The sequence below is a fragment of the Aquimarina addita genome (assembly GCF_039539305.1).
Taxonomy (GTDB): Bacteria; Bacteroidota; Bacteroidia; order Flavobacteriales; family Flavobacteriaceae; genus Aquimarina; species Aquimarina addita.
This window is the reverse complement of the sequence record NZ_BAABCW010000011.1, coordinates 88,700-104,917: the sequence shown is the minus strand read 5'-3', so window position 1 is coordinate 104,917 and position 16,218 is coordinate 88,700. Positions and strand designations below refer to the sequence as shown.

General features: G+C 32.3%; 16 protein-coding genes. 2 read left to right on the top strand and 14 right to left on the bottom strand.

What is annotated here, in order from left to right:
- Positions 1-69: 69 nt before the first annotated feature.
- Both ABD816_RS13910 and ABD816_RS13905 read right to left on the bottom strand, forming a co-directional pair.
- Positions 70-669, bottom strand: a complete 600-nt coding sequence (locus tag ABD816_RS13910) for a LysE family translocator (protein ID WP_344928362.1) — start codon at positions 667-669, stop codon at positions 70-72.
- Between the two features lie 74 nt (positions 670-743).
- Complete coding sequence (locus tag ABD816_RS13905) at positions 744-2,471, bottom strand: chondroitinase-B domain-containing protein (RefSeq protein WP_344928360.1); 1,728 nt, start codon at positions 2,469-2,471, stop codon at positions 744-746.
- A 238-nt stretch (positions 2,472-2,709) separates the two neighbouring features.
- On the opposite strand from ABD816_RS13905, the gene ABD816_RS13900 reads away from it, so the two are divergent.
- Positions 2,710-3,066 carry a hypothetical protein gene (locus tag ABD816_RS13900; RefSeq protein WP_344928357.1) on the top strand — a complete coding sequence of 119 codons (357 nt, stop codon included), beginning with the start codon at positions 2,710-2,712 and terminating at the stop codon, positions 3,064-3,066.
- A gap of 78 nt (positions 3,067-3,144) precedes the next feature.
- On the opposite strand, the gene argH is transcribed toward ABD816_RS13900, so the two are convergent.
- The 12 genes from argH to ABD816_RS13845 form a co-directional block, all read right to left on the bottom strand.
- A complete protein-coding gene (gene argH / locus ABD816_RS13895) occupies positions 3,145-4,425 on the bottom strand; it encodes an argininosuccinate lyase (protein ID WP_344928356.1) in 1,281 nt (426 codons plus the stop codon).
- Between the two features lie 42 nt (positions 4,426-4,467).
- Positions 4,468-5,532, bottom strand: coding sequence for a M20 family metallo-hydrolase (locus ABD816_RS13890; protein WP_344928353.1), 1,065 nt, complete (start codon positions 5,530-5,532; stop codon positions 4,468-4,470).
- Positions 5,533-5,535: 3 nt separating this feature from the next.
- Complete coding sequence (argB, locus tag ABD816_RS13885) at positions 5,536-6,318, bottom strand: acetylglutamate kinase (RefSeq protein ID WP_344928351.1); 783 nt, start codon at positions 6,316-6,318, stop codon at positions 5,536-5,538.
- Between the two features lie 57 nt (positions 6,319-6,375).
- On the bottom strand, positions 6,376-7,323 hold the full coding sequence (locus tag ABD816_RS13880) for an N-acetylornithine carbamoyltransferase (RefSeq protein ID WP_344928350.1): 948 nt from the start codon (positions 7,321-7,323) through the stop codon (positions 6,376-6,378).
- A gap of 1 nt (position 7,324) precedes the next feature.
- Positions 7,325-8,128 (bottom strand): glutamate 5-kinase, encoded by an 804-nt coding sequence (gene proB / locus ABD816_RS13875; RefSeq protein WP_344928348.1) that lies wholly within the window; start codon positions 8,126-8,128, stop codon positions 7,325-7,327.
- Positions 8,106-9,302 (bottom strand): glutamate-5-semialdehyde dehydrogenase, encoded by a 1,197-nt coding sequence (locus ABD816_RS13870; protein WP_344928346.1) that lies wholly within the window; start codon positions 9,300-9,302, stop codon positions 8,106-8,108. Before ABD816_RS13870 ends, proB begins: the two co-directional genes overlap by 23 nt.
- 89 nt (positions 9,303-9,391) lie before the next feature.
- Positions 9,392-9,550 carry a GNAT family N-acetyltransferase gene (locus tag ABD816_RS22315; RefSeq protein ID WP_425549119.1) on the bottom strand — a complete coding sequence of 53 codons (159 nt, stop codon included), beginning with the start codon at positions 9,548-9,550 and terminating at the stop codon, positions 9,392-9,394.
- Positions 9,551-9,727: 177 nt separating this feature from the next.
- The gene (locus tag ABD816_RS13865) at positions 9,728-10,879 is read right to left on the bottom strand and encodes an aspartate aminotransferase family protein (RefSeq protein WP_344928343.1); all 1,152 of its coding nucleotides are present in this window, start codon (positions 10,877-10,879) and stop codon (positions 9,728-9,730) included.
- Between the two features lie 71 nt (positions 10,880-10,950).
- Entirely contained in the window at positions 10,951-11,745 is a 795-nt protein-coding gene (gene proC / locus ABD816_RS13860) for a pyrroline-5-carboxylate reductase (protein ID WP_344928341.1), read from the bottom strand.
- Positions 11,746-11,837: 92 nt separating this feature from the next.
- The gene (argC, locus tag ABD816_RS13855) at positions 11,838-12,815 is read right to left on the bottom strand and encodes an N-acetyl-gamma-glutamyl-phosphate reductase (protein WP_344928339.1); all 978 of its coding nucleotides are present in this window, start codon (positions 12,813-12,815) and stop codon (positions 11,838-11,840) included.
- Entirely contained in the window at positions 12,812-14,002 is a 1,191-nt protein-coding gene (locus ABD816_RS13850; protein ID WP_344928337.1) for an argininosuccinate synthase, read from the bottom strand. Before ABD816_RS13850 ends, argC begins: the two co-directional genes overlap by 4 nt.
- Entirely contained in the window at positions 13,990-14,631 is a 642-nt protein-coding gene (locus tag ABD816_RS13845) for a GNAT family N-acetyltransferase (RefSeq protein WP_344928335.1), read from the bottom strand. Before ABD816_RS13845 ends, ABD816_RS13850 begins: the two co-directional genes overlap by 13 nt.
- Positions 14,632-15,462: 831 nt before the next feature.
- Between ABD816_RS13845 and ABD816_RS13840 the strand changes: the two genes are divergently transcribed.
- On the top strand, positions 15,463-16,206 hold the full coding sequence (locus tag ABD816_RS13840; protein WP_344928333.1) for a FadR/GntR family transcriptional regulator: 744 nt from the start codon (positions 15,463-15,465) through the stop codon (positions 16,204-16,206).
- The last annotated feature ends 12 nt before the right edge of the window (positions 16,207-16,218 follow it).

The following is a 16,218-nucleotide window of genomic DNA, read 5'->3' as shown; positions in this document are numbered from 1 at the left end:
ATCAGTTTGTGCTTAAAGTTGTTTATCAAATATAATGAAAATCAAACATATAGAACCTTTATTACTGTTTCATAAGACAATATAAAGCACACGAATAGAACAGAGAATTAATATGACACCGGTAATTCTAAAAAAAATCTTTAACCTCTTTGATGTTATAAATTTTCTTAATTTTTCTGAAAGAAATACCTTTAATATGTCTGTTACTAAAATACCCAAAAGAACTGTTACTAAAAACCATAACATTGAGACCTCATTAGTATACTTTAATTGTCCATACTTATAGATTCCTACCCACACTATAAATACAAAAGGATTAAAAAAATTGACGCTAAAACCTTTAATAAAAAAAGAATACAGCGCCTTAGATTTAATCTGTCTTGTATTAACAAAAACGGGCTTCTTCAATACATAAGAAATTCCTAATCCGAATAGAATAATACTTCCCACTATACCAAGCCAAAATTGATATGCAGCTGTTACAAAAAGCTGAGAAACTCCAAAATAGCACAACAAAACACAAACAATATCACTACTAATAATACCTAGAGCAACGATTAAACCAGCTTTCACACCTTTTTGCAAACTAATGTTCAGTAATAAGAAAAAGACAGGTCCTATGAAAATAATGGTCCCTAATCCAATCACAAATCCTTCTAGTACATACATAGTGAGTATTACTATAATAAAACAAAACCTTCAAGATTTTCTCCTGAAGGTTCAATTAAATACTACTAATTAATCTATTTCTTAATAAATCGCATTGTTTGCGTTTCTTGTTTATCAGAAGCTAGCTCTCTGGTATTTGCCTGAATCAGATAAATCCCTGATGGTATTTTTGATACATTTTCTTGTATTGTATTTTCTCCAGGAGCTAATGATGCATCTGTCAAAGTTTTTATTTTTCTTCCTGTGCTATCAAATAGTATTAATTCTAACCATACTGCCTGATCATTTTTTATGATTACATTAATATTATCTGTATTAGGATTAGGAAAAACTCCCATATACATAGACGGCGTAGATACATTAACCGGAGTGTCAACAGATAATAAAGGATTAAAATAAGAAGGTCCTGTATTACTGGCTGTTGCGATAGGTTGGATTATGGCAGTGTGTGGAAACTCTACACTACCTATATCCTTTGATGTAATAGCTGCTGGTCTTGCTTCTTTCATTAAATCAAAAAGGATGTCATCATCTATGTCTAACCCTGTATATGAAGCTATTGCAGTATATCCTGTCTGAGCCGCATCAATAGCAGGACTATCAGAAGCAAGACCATAGAATCCTTCAGAATTAATTTCAACTTTTGGATCTACAACGGTAATTCCAGAAGCTGGAGTAACAATGCCTAAAGAACCAAAGGCAATATTTCCTATCCAGGTTTCAGTACCCGTAGCGTCTCTAAAATGGTCATCCATAGGTTGAGTGAAAATATTATTAGCTAGTGTTATATTTGTCGTAGGCATTGTACCAGAGGCATCTAATCGAACCTCTTCTGTATCTATAAAAGTATTGTAAGCAATGGTAATTCTATCTAATCGATCATCTGTAGAATCGCCATCATTATCATTTAGATATATTGATCTGGATGTTAATCCACTAAAATAATTATTGAATATAAAATGATCCTTACCTTCTCTTATTCTGATACCTCCCAACCCATTAAGAAAGAAATTACCATATACTGTATTCTCAGAACCATGACGTAGTACCAATTCTGCATTCGGATTATTGTCAAACGTATTATATCTATAAACATTTTGTCTTGCTTTATTGGAAATAATTTCTCCATCACCATTACACTGTGTAAAATAACAGTATTCTACAATAGATCTGCTAATGAAGGTTCTCTGTGAGCTAACTCCTATTCTGATAGGCTCAACACCAGCATCACCTATATCCATTCCGTCATCGTCAGTAAAATTTTTAAAAGAGCAATAACGAATCGTATGATATCCGGGCTCTGTATCATCTACAAGTATAGAAAGAATATTTTGATCTTCATAATTCACTCTATTTTCAAAATTACAATAGGAAATATCAACATTTCTTGAATTTTCGTCTACTATTAAATATTTAAAACAAGTATAGTCAGCAATATTAATATCCGTAAAATCAACATCTTCGGCTTCGATCGATATCACATTACTTGATCCAATATTACCACCTACAAACTGAAACCCACTTATTACCGAATCATCTGCAGTAATACTCATTCTCGAACTTCCATTAAATATTACATCTCCAGCCACCTGAGCTCTTATTATTAAACCATCTTTAGTTACATTCATTACGATATTACTATAGGTGCCTGATTGCCATTCTATAATATCGCCGGCTACGGCACCGGATTGTGCTGTATTAAATTCTGTTTGAGATGTGACTACAAAAGTGTCAGCAAAAGCTGAGATATGTACAGAAATCATTAAAAGAATTGCATAAATTGAGGAGGATAATTTTATCATATCGATATGTAATTAATTAGTTAGTTACGTATATAAAACAAGAATATTAAAAAGAATACCCAAGAAGCTGAAACAGATATTGATCAATCCTGGGATACGTTAGTTAACACCTTTTAAACTAAGGTAGAAAATAATATTTAAACTATAAAAATTAATCTTATTTATTAAAATTAATTTTGAAGCAATTGATTTTAAAAGGCTATTTTTTACTTTTACTAACCAAATTAGTTACACTTTGATGAATAAAAGACAACTTACTAAATTTGCTATTTACGCAATTGCAGTTCTTTCTGCTACTTTGATTAATGAATTTGTGATTAAATATGTAAAAAAACATATCCATGAACAGGGCTATTTAATGGTACTCATTGACATGGTAATTGTCATTTTAATTTTTGCTCCTGCTTTTGCATTTGTCTCTAAATATACTAAAAAAATCTCCTCTGCCTATCTTAAAACTTCTAAAAAAGTAGCTAGTAATAAAAACGGAAATCTATTAGGATTCTCTGTAGCAATAATCATTTTATTCATTCTTTTTGCTTACCTCAGACATCATATTAATGTGGTTTCGGACATTAAAACTTTTATGCAATAGAAAAAACAATCCCCGATGGTTAACTACTCCTTCGGGGATCTAGATTGAAGCTAAAAATTAAACTAACTCAACTTATACTCAATTAAAATGCTTCAATTTTTCTTTAATCTCATCAAGACATAAATTGTTAATACTACCAATATGAGTATGTGTTGTATTCTTCTCTGGTTTATAATTTCCGTTTTCTATATCTACACCTATTTTAACATATGCATCTCTAAACGACATTCCTTTCATTACCAGTTCATTTAAGGTATCAACACTAAATAAATAGTCATATTTATCATCATTTAGAATATCATTATTTACTTTAACATTTTTCAATGCATATATTGCCATCTCCAAAGAGGCTTTTAAGTCCTGTATAGCTGGTACTATACCTTCTTTCAGTAATTGCAAATCTCTATGGTATCCGCTAGGTAAATTATTTGTAAGCAGACTTAACTCATAAGGTAATGCCTGTATCTTGTTACATTTCCCTCTAATCAGTTCAAAGACATCAGGGTTTTTTTTATGAGGCATGATACTAGAGCCTGTAGTGAATTCTGATGGTATGCTCATAAAATCAAAATTCTGACTCATATATAAACACACATCCATAGCTAACTTTGATAAGGTTCCAGCCACACTACTCATTGCAAATGACGTAGATTTCTCTGATTTACCACGACTCATCTGGGCTGCTACGACATTATATTTTAATGTAGTAAAGCCTAATTCTTTTGTTGTAAACTCTCTATCAATCGGAAACGAGCTACCATAACCTGCTGCACTTCCTAGTGGATTTTGATCTACTACTTTTAATGCAGCTTCTAAAAAATATAAATCATCAGCAAAACTCTCTGCATATGCAGAAAACCATAATCCAAAAGATGATGGCATCGCAATCTGCAAATGAGTATATCCAGGAAGTAAAACCTCTTTATATCTATCTGCAGATTTCAATAAATCATAAGATAATTCTTTAACTTGAGATTTGATCTCTGATAATTCATCTTTTAAATATAAATGCATAGCAACTAATACCTGATCATTACGAGATCTGGCTGTATGAATTCGTTTTCCTGCATCTCCAATTTTTTCTGTAAGTACAAATTCTATTTTAGAATGCACATCTTCAAACTGATCTTCGATTATAAATGTTCCTTCTTTAATTTCTTTGGCAAGATCATTTAATTCATTTTCTATTTTTAAAATATCCTCATCAGAAAGTAATTCTATACTATGTAACATTTTGGCATGCGCCAGCGTAGCTCTCACATCATATTTAGCTATTACTAAGTCAAGCTGTCTGTCATTACCTACAGTGAACATATCTATTTTTTGATCTGTTGGTAATCCTTTATCCCAAAGTTTCATCTTATTGTCTTTAATACTTGATATTAAACTCTTACTACTAATTTATACAATTCCTTCTAAAATCTTAATATATAATGCAACTCCTTCTTTGATTTCATCTATAAAGATAAACTCATTGGCTGAATGTGATCTGGTCGAGTCTCCGGGTCCTAATTTTAGCGATGGACAACTTAGTACCGATTGATCCGACAATGTTGGCGACCCATAAGTTGTTCTTCCTAACGAAATACCAGATTGCACGACAGCGTGATCCTTTGGTATAGATGATGAACCTAAGTGTAATGATCTTGGTTTTACCTCTACATGAGCTGGCATCGCCTCTCTGACAATCTCTAAAATCTCTTCATTCCTATATTTATCATTCACTCTGATATCAACAACTATGTCACAATGAGAAGGTACTACATTATGTTGTTTTCCTGCTTGTATTTGTGTCACAGTCATTTTTACATTACCTAACACTTCAGAATAATGCTCCATTTGATAAGTTCTAAACCAATCAATAACTTGTAATGTGTTATAAATAGCATTATCATCATTAGGATGAGCTGCATGGCTGGCAGTTCCATGTACCGATACGTCTAATACTAAAAGTCCTTTTTCTGCTATTGCCAACTGCATTAATGTAGGTTCTCCAACAATAGCAAAATCAACATTTTTAAGATATTTTAATATACTTTTCAATCCTAATGGACCACTATTTTCTTCTTCTGCCGATGCTGCTATCACAAAATTATATGCTAAATCTTCTCGTTCATAGAAATATGTAAATGTAGCAATCAGAGAAACAAGACATCCACCAGCATCATTACTACCTAATCCATATAATTTACCGTTTTCTACAAAAGCATGAAGTGGATCATTAGTATAATTACCATTTGGTTTTACAGTATCATGATGAGAATTTAATAAGATAGTCGGTTTACTATCATCAAAATATCTATTATACGCCCATATGTTATTATGTTCTCTTTCAAAAGCAATATTCCTTTCAGTAAACCACTGCTGGATCAATAACGCAGTTTCTTCTTCTTCAGAAGAAAATGATTGAGTAGTTATCAATGCTTTCAAAAGTTTGATCGCCTCCTGTGTTAGTTTTTCTATCATCATTTATAAACTTAGCGTCGTATGCTTTATATTCTTATCTTTTATAAAACTGGCATTAGCAATATGAACAGTATTTACATTTTTATGAAGTGCATCAAAACAATTTTGAAGTTTTGGCAACATCCCATCCGCAATAACTCCTGATTCAGTAAGTTTTGCATATTTCTCTGAATCAATATATTCTATTATAGAATTTTTATCATTAATATTTTCTAAAACCCCTTGTAATTCGAAACAATAAAATAAAGAAACGTTGTATAAATTAACTAAAGAAGCAGCTATTTCTGACGCAACTGTATCCGCATTTGTATTCAGTAACTGACCATTTCCATCATGCGTTACAGCACAAAAGACAGGTGTAATCCCTAGTTCTATAAATCCATTAATCACTTCAGCATTTACTTGTATAACGTCACCTACATATCCGTAATCAACAAATTGAACAGCTCTTTTCTCTGCTAAAACAACATTCGCATCAGCTCCAGTTAATCCAAGGGCGTTGCAATTATTTTTTTGTAATTCAGCAACTATTTTTTTATTTATTACCCCGGCATAGGTCATCACAACAATATCCAAATTCTCAGCAGATGTAATCCTTCTTCCATCAATCATCTCTGTCTTAACATCTAATCTAGAAGCTAATTGTGTTGCAGACTTACCTCCTCCATGAATTAAAACCTTAGGTCCTTCAATTCTAGCAAAATCTTCTAAAAACGAAACTAATGCTTTTTTATCTTCTATAATATTACCACCAATCTTAGCTACTAATATTTTTCTCTTCTTCATACTTACAATATTAAATCAGTATATCCAGATCTTTACCTCCGTTTTTATTGACAAAACTCAGATATTTTTTAGAATCTTTTTTAAAACTAACTGTGCCGCATATGTTCTATTATTAGCCTGCTTTATGACTATTGAGTTTTCACTATCTATGACTGCGTCGTCAATTACAACATTTCTACGCACAGGAAGGCAATGCATAAACTTAGCATCTTTTGTCAATTTCATTTTATTCTCTGTAATTTTCCAGGAAGAATCATCTGTAAGTGGTTTACCATAATCCGTATAAGAACTCCAATTCTTTACATATACAAAATCTGCATCTTTAAATGCGTTTTCCTGGTTGTAATCAATAGGCACCTCATTGGTAATATGACTGGCTAACTCAAACCCCACCGGGTGGGTAATTACAAAATCTGCATCCATTTGCTGCATCATCTCTACGAAAGAATTTGCAACAGCCTGTGGTAAGGCTTTAGGATGTGGTGCCCATGATAGTACAACCTTTGGTTTATTTGTTTTTTTATGTTCTTTTATAGTAATTGCATCTGTTAATGCTTGTAATGGATGACCTGTAGCACTTTCCATATTTACAATCGGAATTGTCGCATATTTCATAAAGCTATTAAGCACTTTTTCCTGATAATCATCTTCTCTGTTTTCCAGTTTTGCAAATGCTCTGATTGCTAGCACATCACAATACTGAGAAACTACCTGTGCTGCTTCTTTTACATGCTCAGAAGTATTCTGATCCATGATGGTTCCATTTCCATATTCTAACGACCACCCTTCACCTGTAAAATTCATTACAATTACATTCATCCCTAGATTCAATGCTGCTTTCTGAGTACTTAAACGGGTACGAAGACTAGGATTAAAGAACAAAAGACCAATTGTCTTATCTGTACCTAAATTTTTATCTGCTAATGGTGTTTTTTTCATCTCAATAGCTTCATCTACCCATTGTTCTAATGAATCAATATCTTGAATGGAAAAGTAGTTTTTCATTTTATTCTTTTATAGTACCTATATCGTTTTTGATTATTTTTGTGATAGCTATCGTACCTTCAATAGCGTCTACCACAAAATTATCGTTTAATCCATTAACAATCCAAGTCTCTATCTCGGATTGCTGTGCTATTCTGGCAGCTTCTATCTTAGACTTCATACCACCAGTACCGTGCGTCGATGTTAAAGTTACAATCTCATTTTCTAAAGCATCTATATTTTCTACCTGATTGATTGTCTCATATGTATTATTTTCAACAGATTCTTTAGTACAAACTCCATTTGTATTTGTGGCAATCAATAACAAATCTACATTTAGTAATGAAGCCGTCAATGCAGCCAATTTATCATTATCTCCAAACTGAATCTCATCTGTAGCTACCGTATCATTTTCGTTAATAATAGGGATGTAATTATTAGCTACCAGTACATTAATAGTATTAACAATATTGTTTTTAGACTGTGCTCTCTCAAAATCAGAATACGACAATAAACATTGCGATGTTAATAAGCCAAGATCTCTAAAACTCTCTTGAAAAATACGCATCAAATGCGGCTGCCCAATAGAAGCCAGCGCTTGCTTTACATTAATTTCTTTACCATTGCTCTCTAAATTGACAAATTGTTTTGCTACAGCTATCGCCCCAGAACTTACAATCACAAACTCATACTTATGCTGTAGAGCAACAATCTGGCGACCAATATCCTCTATCTTTCCTCTGGAAATATGATCGGTTTGCTTTGTCAAAACATTAGACCCAAGCTTCAGTACAATCCTCTTTTTATCTGATCTGTCCACTGCCATGTATATACCATTTATTAGTTACAAGATGCTGCAATCCGATAGGACCACGTTGATGTAACTTATCCGTACTTATCGCTAACTCTCCTCCTAGTCCAAGCTCAAAACCATCTGTAAATCTGGAAGATGCATTGTGATAGACAGCTGCACAATCAACTGAAGCCATAAAAGTATCCGCAACTTTCTGATCCTGTGTAATGATAACAGCAGAGTGACCTCCACTATACGTATTAATTTTTGTAATTGCTTCCTGAGAATTTTCTATCTCACCAATAACTATTTTAAAATCTAAAAACTCTTGGTACCAAATTTCATCTCCTGATATCCCTTCTACTCCATCATATCCCGATATCGTATCATCACCCAAGATCTGAACATTATACTTTTGTAATGCTATAATAAGACTTTCAACAAGATCATCTTTATTCGGTAAATTACTATCAATCAAAACTTTATCTACCGCATTACAAGCAGAAATTTTATCTGTTTTACCATTCAATATATTATTTAACGCTAACTCTTTATCAGCTTCACTATGAACATACACAAAATTATTACCTCTACCACTCACAATTACCGGACAGCTTGCATGTTTTTTGACAAAATCAATAAGTTTTTCTCCTCCTCTGGGAACAATTAAATCTACCCGCTGTGTTGGTTTTTCTAAAAACTTTTGTGTTTCTTGCCTGTTATAATTCAGGTATTCCACCCAATCAGTAGCAATATTATTTTCTTCTAAAGCCTGATGCCATAATGTTACTATTGCAAGATTAGAATGTAAAGATTCTTTTCCTCCTTTTAATAAAATTTTATTTCCGGATTTAAAAGCAATTCCCGCTGCTTCAATAGTTACATCTGGTCTTGATTCATATATAATCAAGATGGTTCCAAAAGAGGCTGTTTTATTATATACCTGCATCCCATTATCATGCATAAAACTGAATCGTTCTACTCCCACGGGATCCTTTTGATGTGATAACTGCTTTAATGATAAAATCATCCCATCAATCTTAGTTTGATCTACTTTAAGTCGATCCTTCATTGCTAAATCCTCATCCTTGTAAGCCTGCATATCTTTCAGATTAGCAGCTATAATAGCTTCTCTTTCCTGATCCACTAGTGTCACCATTCGTTGTAACACGGCGTTTCTTTGTGATATATTTAATGTTATACTCATTGTTATAATATACGTTTCATTTACTGGTATATGCTTCCAGTTTTTTGTGAAGAATTTTTAATTCCTTTGATTCTAAATCCGAATTTTGTTTAAAAACTAATCACTGTCTGTTTAGCACTTAACAACATCTTCTTCACATTTTTATTTTTACAATCTTCTATCAGATGTTTTACAATTTCTTTTCTTATTCCTTTATTTTTAAAATCTCCAGCGACTGCCTTTTTAAAAATTACTCCTTCATTATTGATAAAATTGTAAGCTACCCATTCCTTAAAACCTGTTTATTATTTCTACAAACCAAATGCAAGCTTTTTTGTTCAAAATTATCTTCTATTTGCGATGTAGTATGATGCATTCCTTTAAAAAACTGTTCTGTTCTAATAGACACACTTTGCAAGTAAAGAGTGCTGTTACAAGTCATAAATTCATAGTTCATTTACTTCTTTTTCTAATTCTAATACGGTTTTCAAGGAGTTAATAAACTGATCTATTTCTTTTTTTCCAGCCGTTAATGGCGGGAGTATTCTTAAAAGTTTTTTGTTCATGGCTCCTCCTGTAAAAATATGTTCTTTATAAATTAACTTTTTCCTGAGTTCTCCTACTTCAAAATCAAATTCTACACCAAGCATTAATCCTTTTCCTTTTACCTGTTTTATTCCAGGTAAACTAGTTGCCTGAGAAATAAAATATGCTCCGGTAAGTGCTGCATTATCAATCAAATTCTCTGTTTCAATCACTTCTAAAACCGCCAATGCTGCTGCACATGATAAGTGATTCCCTCCAAAAGTAGTACCCAACATCCCATACCACGGTTTTATATGAGGGGCAATCATAATACCCCCGATTGGAAAACCATTTCCCATTCCTTTAGCTATAGAAATAATATCTGGTGTTATCCCATGATGTTGATGGGCAAAGAATTTACCTGATCTTCCATATCCAGATTGTACTTCATCAAGTATCAGTACTACCTTATTATCTTTACATAAGCTTTCTAAGCCTTTAAAAAAATCAGTCGTTCCCTGATCCAATCCTCCTACACCCTGTATAGGTTCAATGATAACTGCGCAAACATCCCCTTTCTCTAACTCTTCCTTCACCAATTCTAAATTGTTTAATGGTAAAAAAGTAACGTGTTGTTGTTTATTAAGAGGTGCATTAATTTTAAGATTATTAGTAGCGGCAACTGCAGCAGAAGTTCTACCATGAAATCCATTATCAAATGCGATCACTCTGGACTTATTAGTATAAAAAGATGCGAGTTTTAATGCATTTTCATTAGCTTCTGCTCCAGAATTACACAAAAACAACTGATAACTATTATATCCAGACATATGCCCTAACTTAATAGCTAATTCTGATTGTAAACTATTCTGAACAGCATTAGAATAAAAGCTAATTTTATCCATCTGATCTTTCAATCTTTTGATATAATGAGGATGCGAATGACCAATAGATATTACTCCATGACCTCCATACAAATCCAGATATTCGGTTCCATTTTTATCAATAACAATACAATCATCAGCTGCAACAGGTTCTACGTCATAAAGTGGATATACATCAAATAGTTTCATAATATTGGTTGTTTATTGTTTGTAATTGGGTATCTGTAAAATGGAATTAACAGATAACTAAAAACAAGCAATTATTTTATCGTATTTATTTTCTCATAAGAAGCCATCACTCCTTTGATCACTGAAGAACTTAATCCCTGATGTTCCATCTCATTCAATCCTTCTATAGTACATCCCTGTGGAGTGGTAACTTTATCAATCTCACGTTCTGGATGCGTTCCATTTTCAGCTACTAAGGTCGCTGCCCCTATGGCAGTTTGCACTGCAATAATCTGCGCTTCGTGGGGATGAAACCCCATCTGAATACCACCCTGAATCATTGCTCTCAAAAACCGTAAAAAGAATGCTATCCCACTGGCACCCAAAACTGTGGCAGCCTGCATTAATCGTTCTTCTATTAGTAACGTTTCTCCAATAGTATTAAACATTTTCTCCACAGTCGCTAATTCCTCTTTTACGTCTTCATTAGCAGCAATACAGGTCATAGAAAGTTTTTTTGATGCACCCGTATTTGGCATCACCCTAACGACCTTATTATTTGGAACTGTTTTATTAATTTCTTCAATAGAAGTTCCTGTAACTGTAGAGATTAATATCTGATCAACGGTAACGATATCTTTGATCTCTTTTAAAACATCATCTAATTGCCTTGGCTGTACACAAAGTATCAGCCACTTCACATTTTTTATAGATGCTTCAATATTTTGTGAAGTAGATACGCCAAGTTTTTCTTCAACTTCTTTTAAATTATATTTTGATTTATCTACAACGGTAATATCTTTTGCCTCAAATAAATCGCTACTCGCCAATCCAGAAATTATAGATTTTCCAAGATTACCACCACCTATAATCGTTATTTTGTTCATTTCTTATTCTATTTTATTTATCCAAAACTGTCAAGAATTACCAATTACTATGATAAAACTTAATTCGTTTTATTCTAATACCCTCTATTTCCTTAAAAAGCACTTCCTTTTAATGCTAATCCTGTTTGCTCTTCTAACCCGAACATTAAATTCATATTATGAATTGCTTGCCCTGATGCTCCTTTTATCAAATTATCAATAATAGATGTTACCAATAACATTCCGTTCTTTTTACTGATATGGAGTATACATTTATTAGTATTTATCACTTGTTTCAAATAAATCTCTTCATCAGAAATAAACGTGAATTTAGCATCTTGATAAAATGCTGTGTATAGTTGTTTAGCTTCTTCTTCTGTCCCGTCATATTTAGTATACATGGTTGCATAGATTCCCTTACTAAAATTCCCCCTGTTCGGGATAAAGAAAATTGAAGATTGAGTATCCTCTTGTAATTGCAAAAGGCTTTCCTGAATCTCTCCTAAATGTTGATGCGTAAATACCTTATAACTTGAGAAGTTATTATCTCTCCAACTAAAATGTGTAGTACTACCCGGCATTACTCCTGCCCCCGTACTTCCTGTAGTAGCATTTACATGTACCGTATCCATAAGTTTACCAGAAGCGGCTAATGGTAATAACCCTAATTGTATCGCTGTAGCAAAACACCCTGGATTTGCAATATTTTTTGCAGATCTAATCGCTTCCTTTTGTAATTCTGGCAGGCCATAAATAAATGATCTTCCAGAAAAACAATGATCATCTTTTAGCCTAAAATCATTTCCTAAATCAATTACTTTTACATTTTCAGAAAAATGAGTATCTTCTAAAAAAGCTCTTGACCTTCCATGACCCAAGCATAAGAATAACACATCTATATCATAGTTCACTGAATTAGAAAAATCAATATCAATCTCTCCTATTAAGTCTGTATGCTGCTTTGATACCGGATTTCCGGCATTGGTCGTACTATACACAAAATCAATAACAACTTCAGGATGGTGCACTAATAATCTCAACAATTCTCCTGCTGTATATCCCGATCCTCCAATAATTCCAACTTTAATCATTTTTCACCTGGATTAACGTTATGGTAAATTTTATTTGCATTTCCATAGATCTTTATAAACCCTTTCGCATCCTCTGATGTCCAAGAATTATTCATTTCTCCATATTGTCCAAAATCAGACTTCATCATATCAAAATCAGACTCAATCCCTTCTAATGTAAAGTGATATGGTTTTAATTTGACTATGACATTTCCAGTTACTGATTTCTGTGAATCCTCTAAAAACACTTCTATATTTCGCATTACGGGATCCAAATAATTACCTTCATGCAATAACATTCCATACCAATTAGCTAATTGTTCTTTCCAATATTGTTGCCATTTTGTCAATACATGCTTTTCTAATAAGTGATGTGCCTTAATGATTACCATAGGTGCAGCAGCTTCAAATCCCACTCTTCCTTTAATTCCAATAATAGTATCTCCTACGTGAACATCTCTACCAATAGCAAAAGCACTTGCTAATTCTTCTAATTTCTGAATATTAGTGACAGGAGAATCTTTTACACCATCTAAACCTATGAGTTCTCCTTTTTCAAAATTAAGAATTACTGTTTCTTCTTTATCCTTTTGTAACTGACTAGGATACGCACTCTCTGGCAATGAACTATGAGAGGTAAGTGTTTCTTTACCGCCTACACTAGTCCCCCAAATTCCTTTATTTATAGAATATTGCGCTTTTTCCCAACTATAATGCACTCCATGTTTTTCTAAAAATGTTACTTCCTCCTGACGTGAAAGTTTTAAATCTCTAATAGGAGTAATTATCTCAATTTCTGGTGCTAATGTTTGAAAAATAACGTCAAATCTAATCTGATCATTACCCGCACCAGTACTACCATGAGCGATATATTTTGCGCCAACGGCTTTTGCATAGTTTATGACCTCTATTGCCTGAAAAATTCTTTCTGCGCTTACAGAAAGAGGATAGGTGTTGTTTTTTAAAACATTACCAAAAATCAAATATTTAATTGCTTTTTGATAAAACTCATTCAAGATGGTTTTATTCACATGAGAAGAACTTCCTAACTCATGAGCTCGTTCTTTTGTCTCTTCTAATTCTTTCTCCGTAAAACCACCTGTATTCACTAAAATTGTGTGTACATCCAGATTTCTTTCATGAATAAGATATTTAACGCAATAAGAAGTATCTAATCCTCCACTATATGCTACTACTACTTTTTCCATAACAATAACTGTTTATTATTTGTAAGCATTGTTTGCTTTATATTTTTTAATCTGTTTAATATCATTTTATTAAACCATTTCTCCTTTTTCTTGTGCTCTTTAGAAGGATCATACAACATTCCGGTACAAAGACACATTTTGTGTTCTTTAGATTTAAGAATTGTATAATTTGTGCAAGTTTGACAACCTGCCCAGAATTTTGGGTCATCGGTAAGCTCAGAAAAAGTTACTGGTTTATAACCAAGATCAGAATTTATTTTCATCACCGCTAATCCTGTTGTGATTCCAAAAATCTTTGATGTCGGATATTTTTTAAGAGAATAATTAAATGTAAACTCTTTAATCTTCTTTGCTAAACCTTGATTTCTATAATCAGGATGCACTATTAATCCAGAATGTGCCACGTATTTTTCATGTCCCCATACTTCTATATAACAAAATCCAGCAAAACTACCATCTGATAAAGCGATAATAGCGTTTCCATTTTTCATTTTTGTTTGTATATATTCTGGAGTACGTTTTGCAATACCCGTTCCTCTTACCTGAGCGGATATTGAAATTACCTCACAAATTTCTGGGGCAAAATCAAAATGGTTAGAATTAGCTATTAGTATTTTTATTTCTTTCATAAACGAAATACGTTTACCAAAAAAGGTATTTAATTAATTTAAATGATATTTTCTTTATTTGAAATGTCACATTATTAAAGATAGCCTTATAAAACATAATACATATATATTAATGTATATTATAAATCTAAGAAATAATAATTATGACGCTGTAACTGGAAGAAGGACGCACCTGCTTCAAAAGAATTTTAGAACCCCAAGGGGCGGCGCACGGAAAAGATGGGTTTGAAGAAATCAAACAATAGGCTCAAGAAATGAGCGATAATTTTTGTAATAAAATAAATTGCATTTTTCATAATAGTAACTCTAAATCGTCGGCCTTAGCCCCTTTCGTTAACTAACTAATGCAATATTACATAAAATAAATCTTTGAAAACAAAGAAAAAATCATAAATTAGAATAAAATTATGATTTTCATAAATTTACACATAGTAAATCTAACTAATCATAATTAGAAAGTCAATAAAATAGTATAATGACTAAAAAGACAAAATATGATTACAGTATTTTAAGAAAACAAATTATTAAGAAGCTAAATTAGAATTTAACAAATTATGGTGTATTTTTTGATTAACCAATAAATGATGAATAATTCATAAATATTCATATATAATTTATATGTATTATCAAATAAACATCCTTTTGAATAATTTAAGTAGTTAAAAACATTATTATTACGTTTCAAAATAAGACCAGATACGATTTTAACTAAAAAAAAGATGCTTTCTTAAACTTTCTTAAAAATTTTAACATATAAATTTTGTGAAAGTAAAAAAAAACAATACTTTTGGTTGCCCAGATTGGTCAACCAGACAATGTCAAAATTGATTTATGAGCGTTAAAGTGGAAAAGGGAACAGACCTTATATATGATCCAAAAAAGGGAACAGAAGAATTAATAATTTCTAAAATCAGGGAACTAATTAATTCCAGGCAATTGGGTCCTGGAGATAAGTTACCTGCTGAGCGGATTTTAGCTGAAAACTTAGGAGTAAGTCGTAATCAATTACGGCAAGCTATACAACGGTTAGAATTTTATGGCTTAGTAAAAAAGTTTCCCCAAAGTGGTACAAGGGTATCAAATATTGGAGTTACTGCTCTTAATGGAATGATGTCAGATATCCTTCAATTACAAGAGCCTGATTTTAAATCTTTGGTAGAAACAAGATTGATAATAGAAACAAATGCTGTGCGCTTAGCCGCGTTAAGAAGAACTGAAACACATTTGGATCAAATTAAAAAAGCGCACGAAGCATATAGCGAAAAAGCGATTAAAGGATTGAATGCGGTAGAAGAAGATTTAATGTTTCATTTAAAATTATCTGAAGCTAGTGGTAATAGTGTAATTAACTCATTAATGTTAGTTATAACACCAGAAATTATCACACACTTTGTTGCTAATAAAGTGTGTGATAAAGATGAAAATCATCTTTTAATCAAAGAGCATCAGGGAATTATTAACGCTATCATTGAAAAAGACCCCGATAAGGCAGTAGCTAAACTTGAAGAACACTTTGTGGATTTATATAATTTTTGCTATCAAACAACTAATAACATAAAAATAAATAAACATTAAACCATAATGAAA